The organism is Burkholderia sp. 28_3, from assembly GCF_003253915.1.
GTDB classification, from domain to species: domain Bacteria; phylum Pseudomonadota; class Gammaproteobacteria; order Burkholderiales; family Burkholderiaceae; genus Burkholderia; species Burkholderia cenocepacia.
In genome coordinates, this window is record NZ_QKZF01000020.1 from 57,146 (window position 1) to 77,367 (window position 20,222).

Annotated in this window: 19 protein-coding genes; 12 read left to right on the forward strand and 7 right to left on the reverse strand. The window is 65.7% G+C overall.

Going from position 1 to position 20,222, the window contains the following annotated elements:
• Positions 1-21: 21 nt before the first annotated feature.
• Positions 22-1,755, reverse strand: coding sequence for a protease pro-enzyme activation domain-containing protein (locus DFS13_RS30470; protein WP_060212541.1), 1,734 nt, complete (start codon positions 1,753-1,755; stop codon positions 22-24).
• Positions 1,756-2,402: 647 nt separating this feature from the next.
• On the opposite strand from DFS13_RS30470, the gene DFS13_RS30480 reads away from it, so the two are divergent.
• From DFS13_RS30480 to DFS13_RS30490, 3 genes are read left to right on the forward strand one after another with little or no spacing between them, the layout of a single operon-like run.
• Complete coding sequence (locus tag DFS13_RS30480; protein ID WP_058902898.1) at positions 2,403-2,726, forward strand: helix-turn-helix transcriptional regulator; 324 nt, start codon at positions 2,403-2,405, stop codon at positions 2,724-2,726.
• Positions 2,726-3,163 (forward strand): SRPBCC domain-containing protein, encoded by a 438-nt coding sequence (locus DFS13_RS30485; RefSeq protein ID WP_034202609.1) that lies wholly within the window; start codon positions 2,726-2,728, stop codon positions 3,161-3,163. The genes DFS13_RS30480 and DFS13_RS30485 overlap by 1 nt, the downstream gene beginning before the upstream one ends.
• Positions 3,160-3,600, forward strand: a complete 441-nt coding sequence (locus DFS13_RS30490; RefSeq protein WP_048985262.1) for a DUF1801 domain-containing protein — start codon at positions 3,160-3,162, stop codon at positions 3,598-3,600. The genes DFS13_RS30485 and DFS13_RS30490 overlap by 4 nt, the downstream gene beginning before the upstream one ends.
• 176 nt (positions 3,601-3,776) lie before the next feature.
• Here the strand turns inward: DFS13_RS30490 and acnA are convergent, their stop codons facing one another.
• The 5 genes from acnA to DFS13_RS30515 all read right to left on the reverse strand — a co-directional run bounded on the left by acnA (position 3,777) and on the right by DFS13_RS30515 (position 10,948).
• A complete protein-coding gene (gene acnA / locus DFS13_RS30495; RefSeq protein ID WP_006495966.1) occupies positions 3,777-6,494 on the reverse strand; it encodes an aconitate hydratase AcnA in 2,718 nt (905 codons plus the stop codon).
• 52 nt (positions 6,495-6,546) lie between these two features.
• Positions 6,547-7,998, reverse strand: a complete 1,452-nt coding sequence (locus DFS13_RS30500) for a bifunctional 2-methylcitrate dehydratase/aconitate hydratase (protein WP_111442492.1) — start codon at positions 7,996-7,998, stop codon at positions 6,547-6,549.
• 27 nt (positions 7,999-8,025) lie between these two features.
• Complete coding sequence (locus DFS13_RS30505; protein WP_006487782.1) at positions 8,026-8,538, reverse strand: hypothetical protein; 513 nt, start codon at positions 8,536-8,538, stop codon at positions 8,026-8,028.
• A 230-nt stretch (positions 8,539-8,768) separates the two neighbouring features.
• Complete coding sequence (locus DFS13_RS30510) at positions 8,769-9,776, reverse strand: CoA ester lyase (RefSeq protein ID WP_006495965.1); 1,008 nt, start codon at positions 9,774-9,776, stop codon at positions 8,769-8,771.
• 185 nt (positions 9,777-9,961) lie between these two features.
• Positions 9,962-10,948, reverse strand: a complete 987-nt coding sequence (locus tag DFS13_RS30515; RefSeq protein WP_006487742.1) for a malate dehydrogenase — start codon at positions 10,946-10,948, stop codon at positions 9,962-9,964.
• A 288-nt stretch (positions 10,949-11,236) separates the two neighbouring features.
• Here DFS13_RS30515 and DFS13_RS30520 point away from each other — a divergent pair, with 288 nt between their 5' ends.
• From DFS13_RS30520 to gltA, 7 genes are all read left to right on the forward strand, one after another.
• Positions 11,237-12,061: a GntR family transcriptional regulator gene (locus tag DFS13_RS30520; protein WP_012493207.1), complete on the forward strand. Its 825-nt coding sequence runs from the start codon at positions 11,237-11,239 to the stop codon at positions 12,059-12,061.
• A gap of 169 nt (positions 12,062-12,230) precedes the next feature.
• On the forward strand, positions 12,231-12,647 hold the full coding sequence (gene sdhC / locus DFS13_RS30525) for a succinate dehydrogenase, cytochrome b556 subunit (RefSeq protein ID WP_012493208.1): 417 nt from the start codon (positions 12,231-12,233) through the stop codon (positions 12,645-12,647).
• A 4-nt stretch (positions 12,648-12,651) separates the two neighbouring features.
• On the forward strand, positions 12,652-13,020 hold the full coding sequence (sdhD, locus tag DFS13_RS30530) for a succinate dehydrogenase, hydrophobic membrane anchor protein (RefSeq protein WP_006487767.1): 369 nt from the start codon (positions 12,652-12,654) through the stop codon (positions 13,018-13,020).
• A gap of 3 nt (positions 13,021-13,023) precedes the next feature.
• On the forward strand, positions 13,024-14,799 hold the full coding sequence (gene sdhA / locus DFS13_RS30535) for a succinate dehydrogenase flavoprotein subunit (RefSeq protein WP_006487772.1): 1,776 nt from the start codon (positions 13,024-13,026) through the stop codon (positions 14,797-14,799).
• A 21-nt stretch (positions 14,800-14,820) separates the two neighbouring features.
• Positions 14,821-15,522 carry a succinate dehydrogenase iron-sulfur subunit gene (locus DFS13_RS30540; protein ID WP_006479352.1) on the forward strand — a complete coding sequence of 234 codons (702 nt, stop codon included), beginning with the start codon at positions 14,821-14,823 and terminating at the stop codon, positions 15,520-15,522.
• A 7-nt stretch (positions 15,523-15,529) separates the two neighbouring features.
• Positions 15,530-15,799 (forward strand): succinate dehydrogenase assembly factor 2, encoded by a 270-nt coding sequence (locus DFS13_RS30545; RefSeq protein WP_006495963.1) that lies wholly within the window; start codon positions 15,530-15,532, stop codon positions 15,797-15,799.
• 66 nt (positions 15,800-15,865) lie between these two features.
• Positions 15,866-17,167 carry a citrate synthase gene (gene gltA, locus DFS13_RS30550; protein ID WP_006487713.1) on the forward strand — a complete coding sequence of 434 codons (1,302 nt, stop codon included), beginning with the start codon at positions 15,866-15,868 and terminating at the stop codon, positions 17,165-17,167.
• A 90-nt stretch (positions 17,168-17,257) separates the two neighbouring features.
• Here the strand turns inward: gltA and DFS13_RS30555 are convergent, their stop codons facing one another.
• Positions 17,258-18,235, reverse strand: coding sequence for an AraC family transcriptional regulator (locus tag DFS13_RS30555; protein ID WP_006487740.1), 978 nt, complete (start codon positions 18,233-18,235; stop codon positions 17,258-17,260).
• Positions 18,236-18,307: 72 nt separating this feature from the next.
• On the opposite strand from DFS13_RS30555, the gene DFS13_RS30560 reads away from it, so the two are divergent.
• Both DFS13_RS30560 and DFS13_RS30565 read left to right on the forward strand, forming a co-directional pair.
• The gene (locus tag DFS13_RS30560) at positions 18,308-18,697 is read left to right on the forward strand and encodes a VOC family protein (protein ID WP_006493458.1); all 390 of its coding nucleotides are present in this window, start codon (positions 18,308-18,310) and stop codon (positions 18,695-18,697) included.
• 110 nt (positions 18,698-18,807) lie between these two features.
• Complete coding sequence (locus tag DFS13_RS30565) at positions 18,808-20,058, forward strand: DUF1479 domain-containing protein (protein ID WP_111442493.1); 1,251 nt, start codon at positions 18,808-18,810, stop codon at positions 20,056-20,058.
• Positions 20,059-20,222 lie beyond the last annotated feature (164 nt).

Below are 20,222 nucleotides of genomic sequence, written 5' to 3' on the forward strand. Positions count from 1 at the left end.
GCGCCGGCCTTCACGCTTCGCTCAGAACCCGCCCGACTTGATCAGCTGGTTGAGGTTCGCGATGTTCAGGCTGCCGAAGCCGGTGGTCAGATCCCAGCCGGTGCCGGCCTTGTAGCCATACCCCTGATAGCCGTTGTTGCCCGACGTGACGTCATAGCGCACGAGCGACGGATGCGACGGAATGTCCGCATAGAAGTTGCCGGCCGGGAAGCCGAGGCCGGTCCCGTTCGCCGCGAGCAGGCGGGCCCAGAAGCCCGTGAAGATCGGGGCGGCGAGGCTCGTGCCGCCGATCTGCTGCAACTGGCCGTAGTTGTAGATGTACGCGCCCGTGCTCTGCGCGGCGTCGAACGAGACGTCCGGCAACTGGCGATTGCTGCCCGACTGCCACGACGGCGCGGGCAGGATCGTGCTGACGCCGCCACCCGTCGCCCACAGCTTGCCGTTCGAATCGAGCCCTTCGTTCCACACCGTCTCGTTCGAGAACGCACCGGCCGACGTCGTGTAGAGCGTCGTGCCGCCGATTGCGAGCACGTGCGGCGACGAAGCCGGCCACGACACCGTGTAGTTCGCGCCGTCCGGATAGCCGCGGTTGTTGCACTCGTACACGCCTTCGTCGCCCGACGATACCGAGAAGGTCTGCCCCTGCGCGGCGGCCGTCGTGAAGATCTGTTCCTCGGCGTCGAGCGTGCCGTCCGCGTTCGCATCGGTCTCGCACCAGCCGAGCGACACATTGATCACCTTCGCGGTGTTGTCCGACACCGCGCGGTTGAATGCCTGCGTGAGGCCCGTGTTGCCGGCGGCGTTGAGGTCCGCCATGTAGAACACCAGCTTGCCGACCTGGCCGCCGGCCGAGCCGACGATCGACTGGCTGTCGAGATCCCATTCGCCCTGGCCGTCCTGGTCGTCGGTATAGCTGCCGCCCGTGCCGTTGGTCTTGACGGTCTGCGTGGAGACCGTGCCGTAGCCGTTGCTCGACGTGAACTGCTTCAGGTCCTGCAGCGTCTGCGACACGCCGCCGATCGTGATGATGCCGACCGTCACGCCGGCCGCGGTCGGCACGCCGGTCGCGTTGTAGAGGCCCGGGAATTCCTTCGGATAGTGGCCAGTGGCCGTGCCGGCGGCGAGTGCCTGCGGCTTCGCGACGTTGCCGATGCGCAGCATCGGCCGCGCACGCGCGACACTTTGCAGCCCGAGCACCGAGCCGACGACGTCGCCGAGTGCGCGCGGCACCTGCGCGGTCGACGTGTTGGCGAAGCCCGAGCGGCCCGCGTACTCGAAGTGCACGAGCGACGTGTTGAACGCAGCCTTCACCGTGCCGGCCGTGCCGCTGGCGGAGACCAGCAGCCGGTTCGGCGCGACCTCGACATTCGTGAAGCCGCTCTTGTGCAGATAGTCGACGACCGACTTCACCTGCGCGTCGGTCGGCGCGTAGTTCGCGAGGAATTGCTCGTGCGTCAGGTACTGGCGGTAATGCGCGCTGCCGGGCCGGTTCACGTCGCGCGCCAGTTGCTTGAGCTGCGCGGCGTTGCGCAGCTTCAGGCTGACGACGACGTTGGTCGTTTCACCGGCTGCCAGTTCGAGCGACGGCGCCGCACTGCGCGCCATCAACTGCGGGCCGGTCAGAAAGGCCTTCGTATGGGTATCGACCCAATCCGTCGTCGCATGCGCCGCAGCGGCGGCGAACACGAGCGGTGCCACGCACGCCAGGCGGCGGGGCGACGGAAGGGGAAGGGCAAACCAGGCGTTCCTTTTCATCGGGAGTCCTTTTTTAGGAGAGGCGACGTTACTGGAACCCCCGGCCCTTGTGGGGCCGCGAGCGGTGACGAGCGTAGGGCCTCGGTGCCGTTCGGGTAGCTGCCAGTTTCCATAGCTGTCAGTTCTGACAACGGGGCGCATGAGTGCGCGCGCGGCGTCGTTCACGCTGGCAATGGCGGGCGCCGTGGGCGGAACCGGTTCGCGGCACGACGGCGCGGCCACGCGCGTCGCTCACACGCACGCGTCGTTCGTTGCAGCATCGGAATGTGCGCGGGCATGGAAGGGCGCGCCGCGCGGTTGCGTGGCGTGTGCGTGTCAATGGCCGCACGCCGTATCGCACTATGTGGTCATTGGAAGCGACTCGTCAGGAACGGCTTCGTGCAGGCACAAGAACGGGGCAGGCCGAAGCCAAACGTTTCCCGAACTGTGGAACAGCCCAGCGGCCAGTCTTGCAGGCTGCTTTCGGATCGCGCGTCGCAATCGCGGATTAGAGGAAATGCTCGAATCGGGTGTCGACTCGAGCCAGTGCGACGCACGCACCCGTGGCGCGGGATCGAACGATGTCGTTCGCGAAATCCCGCCTTGACGTACGGCGATCAGCAGATATCCTTCAATCCATAACCATCGAGTTATGAATTGTGCCAGACATGCAGAACACCCACGACACGCTGTTCCGGACACTCGCCGATCCCACGCGCCGCGCGCTGTTCGAGCGGCTGTGCGCGGAGGGCGAGCTGACGGTCGCCGCGCTGACCGCCCGCGCGGGCGTGTCGCAGCCGGCCGTGTCGAAGCACCTTGGCGTACTGAAGCAGGCCGGGCTCGTGAACGACCGTCACGAAGGCCGGCAGACGCACTACAGCGCGCAGCCGCAGGCGCTGGCCCCGTTGATCGACTGGACGAGCCAGATGGCGGGCTTCTGGCAGAGCCGGTTCGATGCCCTCGAAGATCTGCTCAAAAGGATGGATCAGTAATGAACCAAGCTTCTACCGAAACGCGCTCCGTCGTCGTCGACCGGGAGCTGCCGCATCCGCCGGAGAAGATCTGGCGCGCGCTCACGCAACCGCACCTGATCGCGGCGTGGCTGATGCAGAGCGACTTCGAGCCCGTCGCGGGCCGTGCATTCACCTTTCGCGCGGACTGGGGCTCGGTCGACTGCACGGTCCTGACGATCGAGCCGCAGCGCGTGCTGTCCTATACATGGGCCGCCTATGGCCTCGAAAGCGTCGTGACGTGGACGCTCACGCCGACGCCGCGCGGCACGCTGTTGCGGATGGAGCAGGCCGGCTTCCGCACGGACCAGGAGCAGGCGTACCGCGGTGCGCAGCACGGGTGGGCGCAGTTCTTCGCGTCGCTCGAACAGGTGCTGGCGCGTCCCGATCCCGATGAAGGCACGGAGGCCCGCGCATGAGTACAACCGATCTCACGCCGTCGGCGCGCATCGACGCGCTGATCGCCGGCATCGCCGACTGGCGCGGCAAGACTTTCGCGGACCTGCGCCAGACGATCCTCGACGCGCAAGCGGGCATCGTCGAGGAATGGAAATGGATGGGCAGCCCCGTATGGTCGTGCGACGGGATGATCGCAGTGGCGAACGCGCACAAGGGCAAGGTGAAGCTGACGTTCATGCACGGCGCGAAACTGCCCGATCCCGACCAGCTGTTCAACGACGGTCTCGACGGCAATGCGCGGCGGGCAATCGATTTCTTCGAAGGCGACAGGATCGACAAGCGGGCATTGAAGAACCTCGTGCGCGCGGCGATCGAATACAACCGCACGCATCTGAAGAAGAACGCGCGATCGGGTTCCTCCGCGGGCGCGAAGGTGCGAAGCAGCAAGGCGGCGTGACGCGCGAGCCGGATACCGGCGGGTGACGTCGCGCGAAAGCGGGCCGCCGCCGTGCGATCGGCGCTGCGCCGGCCGTACACCGACCGGTGCACGAAAAAAAGCCCGACACGAGGTCGGGCATCCAAATCGGCCGCAACCGCCGCGAGGCGGCTGCGGCACCTGCAACGGCCGCGCGCTTACGCCGCGAGCAGCGAGCGCAGCACGAACGGCAGAATCCCGCCGTGCTTGTAGTAGTCGACTTCGATCGGCGTATCGATGCGCAGCAGCACCGGCACGCGCTGCGTTTCGCCGTTCTTGCGATGGATCACGAGCGTGACGTCCTGCTGCGGCTTGAAGTCGTCGCCGAGGCCTTCGATGTCGTACGTCTCTTCACCGGTGATGCCGAGCGACTGGACGCTGTCCGAGCCCTTGAACTGCAGCGGCAGCACGCCCATGCCGACCAGGTTCGAGCGGTGGATCCGCTCGAAGCTGCGTGCGATCACGGCCTTCACGCCGAGCAGTTGCGTGCCCTTCGCGGCCCAGTCGCGCGACGAGCCCGTGCCGTACTCTTCGCCCGCGAACACGACGGTCGGCGTGCCGGCGGCCACGTATTGCATGGCCGCGTCGTAGATCGACTGCTGTTCGCCGCTCGGCTGGTGGATCGTCAGGCCGCCTTCGACGCGCGTACCGTCTGCCTTCGCCGGGATCATCAGGTTCTTGATCCGGACGTTCGCGAACGTGCCGCGCATCATCACGTCGTGGTTGCCGCGGCGCGAGCCGTAGCTGTTGAAGTCGGCCTTCTGCACGCCGTTTTCCTTCAGCCACTTGCCGGCCGGCGAGTCTTCCTTGATCGAGCCTGCCGGGCTGATGTGGTCGGTCGTGACCGAGTCGCCGAAGATGCCCAGGGCGCGCGCGCCCTTGACCGTCGGGATCGATGCAGCCGGCTCCATCGAGAAGTCGTTGCCGAAGAACGGCGGCTCGGCGATATACGTCGACTTCGGCCAGTCGTAGACCTCTCCCGTCTCACCCTCGATCTTGCTCCAGAGGTCGCCCTTCTTGGTCAGCTTCGAGTAGTTGTCCTCGAACTTCTTCGGGTCGAGCGCGAACTTGAGCAGCGCGTGGATTTCGTCGCTCGTCGGCCAGATGTCGCCGAGGTAGATGTCGCGGCCGCCCTTGCCCTTGCCGACCGGCTCGGTCATCAGGTCGCGCGTGATGTTGCCGGCGATCGCGTACGCGACGACGAGCGGCGGCGACGCGAGGAAGTTCGCGCGGATGTTCGGGTGGATACGCGCTTCGAAGTTACGGTTGCCCGACAGCACGGCCGCCGCGACGATGTCGTTCTTCGTGATCGCTTCGTTCAGTTCCGGCGTCAGGTCGCCCGCGTTGCCGATACAGGTCGTGCAGCCGTAGGCCGCGACTTCGAAGCCGAGCTTCGACAGATAGGGCAGCAGGCCCGTCTTCGTCAGGTATTCGGTGACGATGCGCGATCCCGGCGCGAGCGAGGTCTTGATCTTCGGGTCGACCGTGAGGCCGGCCTCGACCGCCTTCTTCGCGAGCAGGCCGGCGGCCAGCAGCACGCTCGGGTTCGACGTGTTCGTGCACGACGTGATCGCGGCGATCAGCACGTCGCCGTTCTTCACGTCGACGCCGTTGCTCGTCGTGTACTGCGTGTTCAGGTCTTCCGCCTTCTTCGCGAAGCCGTTCTCCGCGACCGGCTTCGAGAACAGGTCGGTGAACGTCGACTTGACGTGGCCGATCTCGATGCGGTCCTGCGGGCGCTTCGGGCCGGCCAGCGACGGGGCGACCGTCGCGAGGTCGAGCGTCACCGTCTTCGTGTAGTCGATGTCGCCGGCCTTCGGAATGCCGAACAGCTTCTGCGCCTTGAAGTAGTTTTCGAACGCGGCGATCTCGGCCTTCGTGCGGCCGGTGCCTTCGAAATAGTCGATCGTCTTTTCGTCGACCGGGAAGAAGCCCATCGTCGCGCCGTATTCCGGCGCCATGTTGCCGATCGTCGCGCGGTCCGGCAGCGAGAGCGACTTCGTGCCTTCGCCGAAGAATTCGACGAACTTGCCGACGACCTTCTCCTTGCGCAGCATCTCGGTGATCGTCAGCACCAGGTCGGTGGCCGTCACGCCTTCGCGCAGCTTGCCCTTCAGCTCGACGCCGACGACGTCCGGCGTCAGGAAGTACACCGGCTGGCCGAGCATGCCGGCTTCCGCCTCGATGCCGCCCACGCCCCAGCCGACCACGCCGATGCCGTTGATCATCGTCGTGTGGCTGTCCGTGCCGACGAGGGTGTCCGGGTAGTACACGGTGTCGGCGCCGTCGGCCTTCTTGTGCACGCCGCGCGCGAGGTATTCGAGGTTCACCTGGTGGACGATGCCCACGCCCGGCGGCACGACCTTGAACGTGTCGAACGCCTGCATACCCCACTTCATGAACTGGTAGCGCTCGTTGTTGCGCTGGAATTCCAGCTTCATGTTCAGGTCGAGCGCGTCCTTCTGGCGGAAGTAGTCGATCTGGACCGAGTGGTCGACGACGAGATCGACCGGGACCAGCGGCTCGATCTTCTTCGGGTTCTTGCCCGTACGCTCGGCGACGCCGCGCATGGCCGCGATGTCGGCGAGCAGCGGCACGCCCGTGAAATCCTGCAGCACGACGCGCGACACGACGAACGGAATCTCGTCGACGCGCTTCGCGGTCGGCTTCCAGTTCGCGAGCTGCTCGATGTGCTCTTCGGTGATTTTCTTGCCGTCGTAGTTGCGCAGCACGGACTCGAGCACGATGCGGATCGACACCGGCAGGCGTTCGATCTTCGTCTTCAGCTCCTTGCCGAGTTGCGGCAGCGAGTAGAACTTGCCTTTGCCGGAACCGCTGTCGAATTCCTTGAGGGTCTTGTGGAGATTGTGGGCCATGGTGATTTTCCTGGGTTTAAGGCTAGGAAACAAAGAGTCCTGTATCTGACGGCTATATCACATACAAGTCGACGTACTCATCGACCGGCATCGCTTCGAGCTTTGCCTGGTCCAGCGACACGTCGAGAATCGCTTGTTGCTGCTTGGCCGGGAAGCGGCGGGCGAGGTTGGTCCTGAACTTCTCGACCAGCAGCGGAACGCCTTCGGCGCGGCGCCGCCGATGGCCGAGCGGGTACTCGACCGCCACTTCGGCAAGCTTCGATCCGTCCGTGAACGCGATCGTCAGCGCATTCGCGATCGATCGCTTGTCCGGATCGTGATAATCCTTCGTGAACTGCGGATCCTCGACGCACACGGTTTTCGCACGCAGCGCGTCGATGCGCGGGTCCGCCGCGGCCGAGTCTTCATAGTCGGCCGCGGTCAGCCGGCCGAACAGCAGCGGCACGGCGACCATGTACTGGATGCAGTGGTCGCGGTCGGCCGGATTGGCGAGCGGGCCGTGCTTGTCGATGATGCGGATCGCGGCCGCGTGCGTGCGGATCGTGATCCGGCTGATGTCGTCGGTCGTGCGGCCCGCCGCGGCGAGCTGCGCGTGCAGCTGCAGCGCGGCCTCGGCGGCCGTCTGCGCATGGAATTCGGCGGGGAACGCGATCTTGAACAGCACGTTTTCCATCACGTACGTGCCGTACGGGCGCTGGAAGCGGAACGGCTTGCCGTCGAACAGCACGTCGTAGAAGCCCCAGGTCTTGGCGGTGAGCGCCGACGGATAGCCCATTTCACCCGTTTTCGCGATCAGCGCGAGGCGCACCGCGCGGGACGTCGCGTCGCCGGCCGCCCAGGATTTGCGCGAACCGGTGTTCGGCGCATGGCGGTAGGTACGCAGCGCGTGGCCGTCGACGAATGCGTTGGAGACCGCGTTGATCAACTCGTCGCGCGTGAGCCCGAGGAGCCGCCCGACGACGGCCGTCGACGCGACCTTCACGAGCAGCACGTGGTCGAGCCCGACCGCGTTGAACGAATTCTCGAGGGCGAGGCAGCCCTGGATCTCGTGGGCCTGAATCATCGCGACCAGCACGTCGCGCATCGAGAGCGGCTTCCGGCCGGCCGCGCGGGCCGTGCGGGAGAGCCAGTCGGCCGTCGCCAGGATCCCGCCGAGGTTGTCGGACGGATGACCCCATTCGGCGGCGAGCCAGGTGTCGTTGAAGTCCAGCCAGCGGATCATCGCGCCGATGCCGAACGCGGCCTGGACGGGATCGAGCTGGAAGGACGTGCCGGGCACCTTCGCACCGTTCGGCACGATCGTGCCGGGCACGACGGGGCCGAGCAGCTTGGTGCAGGCAGGGTAGGACAGCGCCTCGAGTCCGCATCCGAGCGTGTCGATCAGGCAATGACGCGCCGTCTCCAGCGCGAGCGCGCTGTCGATACCGGTGTTCAGCACGTAGTCGACGATATCGACGAGTACCGTATCCGGAGCAGGGCGGACGTTGGAGACCGGGGCGGACATCGAGGGGCCGGGAGCGGAAAAACGCGCTTAGTTCGTGGCCGGCTTCAGCTCGTTCGACTGCGTCGGTGCTGCCGTGCCTTGCGCCATTTCCGGCGTCACGCATTCGTCCGCGAGGCGCTCGCCGCCGTTCGCGTCGGAGAACAGCATCGCCTTGGTCGGGATCACGACCAGCTTGAAGCCCGCTGCCGGATCGTAGAACGTGTCGGCGCCCGTCGTCGTGGTCTGACGCGGCAGCTTGTAGTTCTTCTTCGCCCAGTGAACCGTGACGACCTGGTCGCGCTTCATGTCGCCGGCGAGGTCGAACGACAGACCTTCCTTACAGGACCACTTGACCGCGCCGTCCGGTACCGGATCGACCTTGGCCGCCGCGCGTGCCTGCGCCTTCTTGCTGCGCGGGATGATGCGCTTGGCCGGCGCCGGGCGCTTGGCCGTGGCCTTCTTCGCGGTGGTGGCCGTACCCTGGGCAAACGCGCTCGGAGCCGACACCAGCATCGTGGCGGACAAGGCGCCGATGGCGGTAGCGATCAGGAGTTTCTTCATGGAGTCAGAACCTTTCGATAATCAGTTGACAAGGGCCGGCAATCGAAACTGCCGGCCGGTTTGAAACTGCACGCGCCCCGAAAGCGCGCAGCGGCCGCTATTTTCACCTATTTGGCCGCGCATATATCAGGTTTTCGGGCTCCGTTACGTTTTTTGTCGTTTCGCAAACCTCTGTCCGGTTCGCGCATCGACGAATGCATGAAACGCGTGTATCGACAGGCGGCGCGCGCTCACGGCGCGACGCCCGCTGCGGCAGGGCCGAACAGCGGTGCGGCCTCGGATGGTACGGGTTGGCCGGTGGCCTGCGCGCGGCGCAGCACCGACCAGTAATAACGATAACTCGCGCGATCGTGCAGCGTATCACCGTGGCGCGTCGGGCCCCAGTCGGCGGCCTGCGCGGCCAGCAGGATCTCGGCGGCCAGCGTGACTTCGTCGGTGCGCGGCGCGAACGCGTCGACGATCGGGCGGATCTGTGCGGGGTGGATGCTCCACATCCGCGTGAACGCGAATTCGTCGCGCGCGCGGCGCGCATCGCCGGCCACGACGCTCATGTCGCGCACCTCGGTCGTCACGTTGTGCGACGGCGTCTTGCCGTGCGCGTGACAGGCGGCGGCGATTTCCAGCTTCGCGCGGCGCACGAGCGGATGATCGAACTGGCCGGGCGAGCGCATCGCGGAATCGGGAATCGCACCGTGGTGCGCGGACACGAAATCCATCAGCCCGAAGCTCAGCGTGCCGACCGTCGGCAGCGCGGCGAGGGCGGCCGCCTGCGCGAGCGCGCCGTGCGTCTCGATCAGCACGTCGACCGGGATCGGCTGCGCGATGCCGAGCTCGCGGCGGGTGCCTTCGATGAACGCGGTCATTTCGGCCGCGTCGGCGGCGTTCGCGACCTTCGGCAGCGTGATGTAGGCGGGTACGCGCGATGCGCGCAGCACGATGCGCACGTCGTCGCGCCAGTGCGGATGGGAAAAGTCGTGGATGCGGACGCCGACGCGGCCGAAGCGGTTCTCGGCGCTGCCGAGCAGGTCGGCGACGAGCGCCGCGTGCGCGGCCTCCTGGCCGACGGCCGCGCCGTCCTCGCAGTCGAGTGTGAGGTCGAACACGGGACCCAGCTCGGCCTGCAGCGCGAGTGACTTGCGCATCAGCTTCTCGCTGCCCGCGTAATGATCGCAGCAGGGCAGGATCGCGGGCGGGGGCGCCCCGTCGTACAGCACTTGTGCAGGAGTGAGCACGGCCATCTCTTCTACGTCAGGGAAGCGGGTCAACGTGGAGAAAATCGGATTCGGGCAGGTTCTGGGCCGGTGCGCGGCGGGCGCCGGGCGGCAAAACGTGCGCGGATCGGATCGTTCGGCAGGGCCGGCGGCTGGCCGGCCCGGACCGGAACCGGGTGGCCCGAGGGCCGCCCGGCAAAGGCGCATGATGCTTAGTTCTTCAGCAGGTGGGCGACGCCATCGCGCTCTTCGAGCAGCTCGGCCAGCGTGCCGTCCATCTTCTCGCGCGAGAACGCGTCGATTTCCAGGCCTTCGACGCGCTTGTATTCGCCGTTTTCGCAGGTGACCGGCACGCCGTAGATGATGTCTTCGGGGATGCCGTACGAGCCGTCCGACGGGATGCCCATCGTGACCCACTTGCCGTTCGTGCCGAGCACCCAGTCACGGACGTGGTCGATCGCCGCGTTGGCTGCCGACGCTGCCGACGACAGGCCGCGCGCTTCGATGATCGCCGCGCCGCGCTTGCCGACGGTCGGGATGAACGTGTCGCGGTTCCACACGTCGTCGTTGATCAGCTTCAGCAGCGATTCGCCTTCGGCGGTCGCGAAGCGGAAGTCCGGGTACATCGTCGGCGAGTGGTTGCCCCACACGGCGAGCTTCTCGATCGACGCGACCGGCTTGCCCGACTTGGCGGCGAGTTGCGACAGCGCGCGGTTGTGGTCGAGGCGCAGCATGGCCGTGAAGTTCTTCTTCGGCAGATCCGGCGCCGACTTCATCGCGATGTACGCGTTCGTGTTCGCCGGGTTGCCGACGACCAGCACCTTCACGTCGCGGCTCGCGACTTCGTTCAGCGCAGCGCCCTGAACCGTGAAGATTTCGGCGTTTGCCGACAGCAGGTCCTTGCGCTCCATGCCCTTCGAGCGCGGACGTGCACCGACCAGCAGCGCGACGTCTGCATCCTTGAATGCAACCTTCGGATCGTCGGTGATCACGACGCCCGCGAGCAGCGGGAACGCGCAATCGTCGAGTTCCATCACGACGCCTTTGACGGCGGCTTGGGCTTGCGGGAGGTCGAGCAGCTGCAGGATGACCGGCTGATCCTTGCCGAGCAGGTCGCCGTTCGCGATGCGGAACAGCAGGGAGTAAGCGATTTGACCTGCGGCGCCGGTGACGGCAACGCGCTTTGCGGGCTTAGCCATTGAAAATCTCCAGGACGGGTGAAGCGTTGGACGCGAGCGAAAACGCCATTCTATGCGCGTTGTGCGTAGCGTTGCATTGAAGCAGGGCGGAGGACTCGCGATGGCAGACGCGGTGAACCTGGAGACGGCCGTGGCACGTAGCCGGGGACGCGCTGTTGCACCCGCGAACCCTTGCTCGACCGGGAGTGTAGGAGCCGTCACGCGCAAAGTCAAACGGTATCATATGTCTTATATAAGACAGATGTTTTGCGGAAATTGAGTGGACGAAAAAGTGCGGTTTGTGATGAAATGCGCGCCATGACATCGAACCAGGCGAACACCGCGAATCAGACCGGCGCAGGCGGCCCAGGGCAGCCGGGCGCGGGCGATCCCGCAGCCTCGCCCGCGGCCTCCGCGTCGCCGACGTTCAGCCCGTTATACCAGCAGATTAAGTCATTGATCACGCAAAGTCTCGAATCCGGCGAGTGGAAGCCGGGCGAGATCATCCCCAGCGAAGTGGAGCTCGCGGCCCGTTACAAGGTCAGCCAGGGCACCGTTCGCAAGGCGATCGACGAGCTGGCCGCCGAAAACCTCGTGGTCCGGCGGCAGGGCAAGGGCACTTTTGTTGCAACGCACAACGAAGATCGCGCGCAGTTCCGCTTCCTGCGGCTGCTGGCCGACGACGGTGCCGAGCACCCGCACGTGAGCCGCCTGCTCGAATGCCGGCGCCTGCGCGCGCCGGCCGAGATCGCGCGGCAGCTCGACCTGAAGCCGGCCGATCCCGTCGTGCAGGTGCGCCGCCTGCTGGAGTTCGAGAGCGAAGCGACGGTGCTCGACGAGATCTGGCTGCCGGGCGCGATGTTCCGCGGGCTCACGTTCGAGCGGCTGAGCGAATACAAGGGGCCGCTCTACGCGATGTTCGAGACGGAGTTCGGTACGCGGATGATCCGCGCGACGGAGAAGATCCGCGCGGTCGCGGCGGATCCGGCGGTGGCCGACCTGCTGCACGTGCCGGCGGGTTTCCCGCTGCTGTCGGTGGAGCGCGTGTCCTATACGTACGGGGACCGGCCGGTGGAAGTGCGACGCGGCTGGTATGTCACAACCGGGTACTACTATCAGAATGACTTGAGTTGACGACGTTTGGCTCAGGCCGCGTGCATTCGCGTACCCCACGCTCGCGAAGCACGTTTCGGGCCGCCTTTGTTCTTGTTCGCGCAACTATCCAGAGCAGACTTTCGCTGCAGCGCGATATAAAAAGGCGCTAAAATTGCGGATTAGTGTGACAACATAGTAGGGGTCTAGCATGACTGACGCAGTAAGAAAGCCGAGGCCGGAATACCGGAACATCGGATTCGGCGATATCACGATGAAATATCGCATGCCGCTGGCGGCGATATTGTCGATTCTCCATCGAGTCAGCGGCGCGCTGCTGTTCTTGTTCCTGCCGTTCCTGCTGTTCCTCTTCGACCAGAGCCTGACGTCCGAGCTCAGCTTCGAAGTCTTCAAGGCCTTCCTCTCCAACATCGTCGTCAAGCTGATCGTCCTCGCGTTGTCGTGGGCCTTCTTCCACCATTTCTGCGCCGGCATTCGCCACCTGCTGATGGACGTCAACCACGACGCCGTCACGAAGGAAGGCGGCAAGCGGACGGCCGTCGTCGTCTTTGTCGTCTCGATCGCGCTGACGATCGCCATGGCACTCAAACTGTTCGGAGCATTCTAAGAAAATGGCAGCCAACAACCGAATCGGCTCGAAGCGCCTCGTCGTCGGCGCACACTACGGCCTGCGCGACTGGCTCGCGCAGCGCGTCACCGCCACGATCATGGCGGTCTACACGGTCATTCTGCTCGTCCTGTTCTTCGGCGCGCACGATTTTTCGTACGAAGGCTGGGCATCGATCTTCGCCGCGCAATGGATGAAGCTCGCGACCTTCGTGATGCTGCTTTCCCTCTTCTACCACGCATGGGTCGGCGTGCGCGACATCTGGATGGACTACGTGAAGCCCGTCGGTGTGCGCCTGCTGCTGCAATCGCTGACCATCGTCTGGCTGCTCGCATGTGCGGGCTACGCCGCGCAGATTCTCTGGAGAGTGTAAAGAATGGCTGCAATCAAAACTTCCCTCCCGCGCCGCAAGTTTGACGTCGTGATCGTCGGCGCGGGCGGCTCCGGCTTGCGCGCGGCGCTGCAACTGTCGCGCGCGGGCCTGTCGGTCGGCGTGCTGTCGAAGGTGTTCCCGACGCGTTCGCACACGGTGGCCGCGCAAGGCGGTATCGGCGCGTCGCTCGGCAACATGAGCGAAGACAACTGGCACTTCCATTTCTACGACACGATCAAGGGCTCCGACTGGCTCGGCGACCAGGACGCGATCGAATTCATGTGCCGCGAAGCGCCGAACGTCGTGTACGAGCTCGAGCACTTCGGCATGCCGTTCGACCGCAACGCGGACGGCACGATCTACCAGCGTCCGTTCGGCGGCCACACCGCGAACTACGGCGAGAAGCCGGTCCAGCGCGCTTGCGCGGCCGCCGACCGTACCGGCCACGCGCTGCTGCACACGCTGTACCAGCAGAACGTCGAAGCGAAGACGCAGTTCTTCGTCGAATGGATGGCGCTCGACCTGATCCGCGACGCGGACGGCGACGTGCTCGGCGTGACGGCCCTCGAGATGGAGACGGGCGACGTCTACATCATGGAAGGCAAGACGACGCTGTTCGCGACGGGCGGCGCAGGCCGGATCTTCGCGGCATCGACCAACGCGTTCATCAACACCGGCGACGGCCTCGGCATGGCCGCGCGTTCGGGCATCGCGCTGCAGGACATGGAGTTCTGGCAGTTCCACCCGACCGGCGTGGCCGGCGCGGGCGTGCTGATCACCGAAGGCGTGCGCGGCGAAGGCGGGATCCTGCGCAACGCGAACGGCGAGCGTTTCATGGAGCGCTACGCGCCGACGCTGAAGGATCTGGCGCCGCGTGACTTCGTGTCGCGTTCGATGGACCAGGAAATCAAGGAAGGTCGCGGCGTCGGTCCGAACAAGGATCACGTGCTGCTCGACCTGTCGCACATCGGCGCCGAGACGATCATGAAGCGTCTGCCGTCGATCCGCGAAATCGCGCTGAAGTTCGCGAACGTCGACGCGATCAAGGAACCGATCCCGGTCGTCCCGACGATCCACTACCAGATGGGCGGCATCCCGACCAACATCCACGGTCAGGTCGTCGGCACGTCGCGCGGCCACAAGGATCCGGTCAACGGTTTCTACGCAGTGGGCGAGTGCTCGTGCGTGTCCGTGCACGGCGCGAACCGCCTCGGCACGAATTCGCTGCTGGACCTCGTGGTGTTCGGCCGTGCGGCCGGCAACCACATCGTCGAGCACGTGAAGAACCAGAAGGAACACAAGCCGCTGCCGGCCGATGCAGGTGAATTCTCGCTGGCGCGCCTCGCGAAGCTCGACAAGTCGACGTCGGGCGAATACACGCAGGACGTCGCGAACGACATCCGCTCGACGATGCAGAAGCACGCAGGCGTGTTCCGCACGTCGGAACTGCTGAAGGAAGGCGTCGACCAGATGGCCGGCCTGAAGGCGCGCGTGGAAAACATCCACCTGAAGGACAAGTCGAAGGTGTTCAACACCGCGCGCGTCGAAGCGCTCGAGCTGGAGAACCTGATCGAAGTGGCCCGCGCGACGATGGTGTCGGCGGAAGCGCGCAAGGAAAGCCGCGGCGCGCACGCGCACAGCGACTACGAACACCGTGACGACGAGAACTGGCTGCGCCACACGCTGTGGTACAGCGAAGGCGATCGCCTCGACTACAAGCCGGTTCAAATGAAGCCGCTGACGGTCGAATCCGTGCCGCCGAAGCCGCGCACGTTCTAAGCCGAGTCAAAGGAATCCGAAATGGCAAAACGCATTTTTGAAGTCTACCGCTACGATCCGGACAAGGACGCAGCGCCGCGCATGCAGACGTACGAGCTCGAGATCCAGCATGAGCGCATGCTGCTCGACGCACTGGTCAAGCTGAAGGCCCTGGACGAGACGCTGTCGTTCCGTCGTTCGTGCCGTGAAGGCGTGTGCGGTTCGGACGCGATGAACATCAACGGCAAGAACGGTCTCGCGTGCCTGACGAACCTGAACGACCTGCCGCAGAAGATCGTGCTGCGTCCGCTGCCGGGCCTGCCTGTCGTGCGCGACCTGATCGTCGACATGACGCACTTCTTCAACCAGTACCACTCGATCAAGCCGTACCTGATCAACGACGCGCCGCCGCCGGAGAAGGAACGCCTCCAGTCGCCGGAAGAGCGCGACGAACTCGACGGCGTGTACGAGTGCATTCTGTGTGCGAGCTGCTCGACGTCGTGCCCGAGCTTCTGGTGGAACCCGGACAAGTTCGTCGGCCCGGCCGGCCTGCTGCAGGCTTACCGCTTCATCGCGGATAGCCGCGACACGGCGACCGGCGAGCGTCTCGACAACCTGGAAGACCCGTACCGTCTGTTCCGTTGCCACACGATCATGAACTGCGTCGACGTTTGCCCGAAGGGCCTGAACCCGACGAAGGCGATCGGCAAGATCAAGGAACTGATGGTCCGCCGCGCTGTTTAAGGTCGAGATGAGCGATTCGCATCAATCCGACCCGCACCGTCGCGCGCGCCTTCGCTGGCGTGCGCGGCGGGGTCTGCTGGAAAACGACATCGTTTTCGAACGGTTCTTCAGCAGATACGAGCATGACCTCACCGATGCAGACGTAGGCGCGTTGTCGCGCCTGCTCGATCTGAGCGACAACGACCTGATGGACTTGCTCCTCGCGCGCAAGGAACCAGAGGGCGACCTAGACAGCCCGGACATTCACCGGCTGTTGGAGATGCTGCGCAACGTGTAACGCCAAGGTGTAACGCGCTGTGCCCGTTATCGAATCCCGTTTCTTTATTTCGATTGAGGATGTGCCATGACTCCGTCTGATGTTAAAGCCACGCTATCGTTCAGCGACAACTCGCCGAGCGTCGAACTGCCGATCTACAAGGGCACGATGGGCCCGGACGTGATCGACATCCGCAAGCTGTACGGCCAGACCGGCAAGTTCACGTACGACCCGGGCTTCATGTCGACGGCTTCGTGTAATTCGGCGATCACGTACATCGACGGCGACAAGGGCGAACTGCTGTATCGCGGCTACCCGATCGACAACCTCGCGCAAAACGCGGACTTCCTCGAAAGCTGCTACCTGCTGCTGAAGGGCGAACTGCCGAACGCCGCGCAGAAGAAGGAATTCGTCGACACCGTCACGAAGCACACGATGGTGCACGAGCAGATGCACTTCTTCTTCCGTGGCTTCCGTCGCGACGCGCACCCGATGGCGATCCTGGTCGCCGCGGTCGGCGCACTGTCCGCGTTCTACCACGACTCGCTCGACATCAACGACCCGCGTCACCGCGAAGTGTCGGCGATCCGCATGATCGCGAAGCTGCCGACGCTTGTCGCGATGGCGTACAAGTACAGCATCGGCCAGCCGTTCGTGTATCCGAAGAACTCGCTGTCGTACAGCGCGAACTTCATGCACATGATGTTCTCGAACCCGTGCGAAGAGTACAAGGTCAACGACGTGCTCGTCCGTGCGCTCGACCGTATCCTGATCCTGCACGCCGATCACGAGCAGAACGCATCGACGTCGACGGTCCGCCTGGCCGGCTCGTCGGGCGCGAACCCGTTCGCGTGTATCGCAGCCGGTATCGCGTGTCTGTGGGGCCCGGCGCACGGTGGTGCGAACGAAGCCGCGCTGAACATGCTCGAGCAGATCGGTTCGCCGGACAACATCCCCGAATTCATCAAGCAGGTGAAGGACAAGAATTCGGGCGTGAAGCTGATGGGCTTCGGCCACCGCGTGTACAAGAACTACGACCCGCGTGCGAAGCTGATGCGCGAAACGTGCTACGAAGTGCTGAACGAACTGGGCCTGCACGACGACCCGCTGTTCAAGCTCGCGATGCAGCTCGAGAAGATCGCGCTGGAAGACGAATACTTCGTGTCGCGCAAGCTGTACCCGAACGTCGACTTCTACTCGGGCATCGTCCAGCGCGCGCTGGGCATCCCGACGTCGATGTTCACGTGTATCTTCGCGATGGCACGTACGGTCGGCTGGATCGCACAGTGGAACGAAATGATTGCGGATCCGGAACAGAAGATCGGCCGTCCGCGTCAGCTGTTCATCGGCGATACGCCGCGCGAAGCGAAGCCGCTCAACGCACGTTAAGCCGTGTGTGGCGCGAACGGCCGGCAGGCCGCTCGCGTCGGGCAATCGCCACGCCACGACACCCCGACGGGTCAGCCCGTCGGGGTGTTTTCATTTGGGCGGTCGATGTTGGCCCGATCCAGTGCGGCGCTCCAGCGACGGCGGCCGTGTGTCGAGCGCGGGTGCATCGCCGTCGGGCGCGTGGCCGTGCTGCTTGAAGAACTGCCGGTACGCGCCGGGCGTCGTGCCGCGCGCGGCGAGGAACTGGCGATTGAAGTTCGCGGCATTCGGAATGCCGCAGCGCGCGGCCACCGTCGCGATCGGCCAGTCGGTGCCGACGAGGTGGCGGCATGCGTGCGCGAGCCGCAGCCGCTGCACGTAGCGGCCGACGCTTTCGCCGAGATGCCGGACGAACAGCCGTTGCAGCGTGCGTTCGGACATGTGCGCGGCAGCGGCGAGTGCATCGATGCGCAGCGGTTCGTGGAAATGCCGGTCGATCGCGTCGAGCACGCGGTCGAGGCGCTCGGCTTCGGGGGCGGCCGGGTCGGCGGGCGACGCGGCGCCGTCGGGCCGGTCGTACGCGTGCGCGGTGGCGAGCGGTTCGCCGCCGGCTTCCGCGAGATCGGCAAGCGTGTCCAGCGTGGCCGCGAGCCGCACGCGCGGCGACGGATCGAGCAACAGCGGCAGCCGCGCGCGCATCGCGCGGGCCGTCTCCCCGTCGAAGCGCAGGCCGGGCGCCGCGCGTCGCAGCAGCGAACGCAGCGGCGCGTATTCGGGGCAGCAGTCGGCCAGCCGCCGCGCCCAGTCCCCGTCGAACCAGACGACGAGCGCGACCTCGGGCGCGTCGCGATCGATGCGCGCGTTCGACGACCACGTATGCGGCAGGTTGGGCGGCACGAGCACGAGATCGTCGTCCGCGTAGTGTGCGACGTGATCGCCGATGAAGCGCTGGCCGCGGCTGTTGAGCGTCAGCGTCAGTTCGTACTCGGGATGGCGATGCCATTCGAACGGGATGCGCGCGAGCTGACGGTGATAGACGCGGATCGAACAGCCGGATGCGAACGTCACGTGCTCGTATTGCGGTTTCATCACGGCCTCCGTTTGGGGGCGGGCAGCGCGTCGTGGCATGATCGTGAGCGATCGTCACCTCGGAGCGATGCCATGCTTTCACATGTTTGCGTGGGCGTCAGCGATACGGCGCGCGCCTACGATTTCTACGCGCCGTTGTTCGCGGCACTCGGGCTGCGCCTGAAATTCCGCGAGCCCGACGGCTGGTCGGGCTGGATGCCGGCCGACGCCGAGCGGCCGCTGTTCTTCTTCGGCAAGCCGCTCGACGGCCACGCGCCGGCGCCGGGCAACGGCCATACGATCGCGTTCGATGTACCGACCCGCGCGCACGTCGATCGCTGCCATGCGCTCGCGCTGCGGCAGGGCGGCACCTGCGAAGGGCCGCCGGGCCTGAGGCCGTACTATCACCGCGACTATTACGGCGCCTATTTCCGCGACCCGGACGGCAACAAGCTCTGCGTGGTCTGCCATCGTCCCGAGTGACACGCGATTGTCAGGATTGTATCGATCATTGGCCGGATAGTGGTGATCGCGGCCATGCGCCGGCCGTACGCTGACAGCACATCACGACACGCTTCAGCGAGGAGACGACGATGCAACTGACGATTGACGATCTGCCCGCCGCGATTCGCGCGGCGAAACGGGCGCTGCGCGCCGACTTGCCCGGTTACGCGGCCACGTTCCGCGAACTGGAAGGCGACATCGCACGGCAGGTCGACGCGATCCGCCGCGCGCACGCGCATGGCCATGACGTGATTCCGGTCGTGCCGTTCGCGGATATCGTGGCCGGGAGCGTCGATCCGCACGCGCTTGCCGCGATCCGCACGCATGGCGCGGTCGTGATCCGCGGCGTGTTCGATGCGCGGCAGGCAAGCGACTGGAACGACGAGATCGGCGCGTATCTGGATGCGAACCGTTTCGCCGAGCGGCTGCATGCACGCGCGGAGGACCGTTACTTCGGCAATCTCGCGTCGGGCAAGCCGCAGATTTACGGCGTCTACTGGTCGAAGCCGCAGGTGGCTGCGCGCCAGTCGCCGGCGCTCACGCAGGCGCGCGTGTTTCTGAACCGCTTGTGGCGGCATGCGGACGGCGCGCGCACGCATTTCGATCCCGACCAGGTGCCCGCGTATGCGGACCGGATTCGCCGCCGGCCGCCCGGTTCGACGTCGCTCGGGCTGTCGCCGCATGTCGACGGCGGTTCCGTCGAGCGCTGGCTCGGCGCGAATTTTCGGCAGGTCTATCGTCACGTGCTGGCCGGCCGCTGGCGCGATTACGATCCGTTCGATGCGGCGTTCCGACCCGACGTCGAGGAGATTCCGTCGCCGGCCGTGTGTTCGATGTTCCGCACGTTCCAGGGCTGGACCGCGCTGACGCCGCAAGGGCCTGGCGACGGCACGCTGCAGCTGATTCCGGTCGCGAACGCGATGGCCTATGTCGTGCTGCGCGCGCTGCAGGACGACGTCGCCGACGACGACCTGTGCGGCGCGCGTCCCGGCCGCGCGCTGTCGATTCGCCCGGAATGGCACGCGCTGCTGCTCGATGCGCTGGTGCCGATCCCGCACATGGCGCCGGGCGACGCGGTGTTCTGGCACGGCGACGTCGTGCATGCGGTCGAGGATGCGCATCGCGGCAGCGGCGACAGCAACGTGATGTACATTGCGGCCGCGCCCGGCTGCGCGAAGAACGACGCGTACCTGCAACGCCAGCGTTCCGCGTTCCTGCGCGGCGACAGCCCGCCCGATTTCCCGGCCGATCATTTCGAAGTCGATTTCGACGGCCGCGCGGGGGAGGGCGATCTCACGCCGCTCGGCCGTGCGCAGATGGGGTTCGCGCCCGGCGTATAAAGCATGTGCGGCGGCCCCGAACGGCCGTTCGCAAGACCGCGGGCAGGCCGTCTGCCGAATCCGCTGCGTGGTGCACGCAATTCGACGCAATCGGCTGTCGGCGCCGCCGAAATCGACGCGAATGGCGCAATTTGGCTTCCGATAATGGTCCGGACACAACGCCG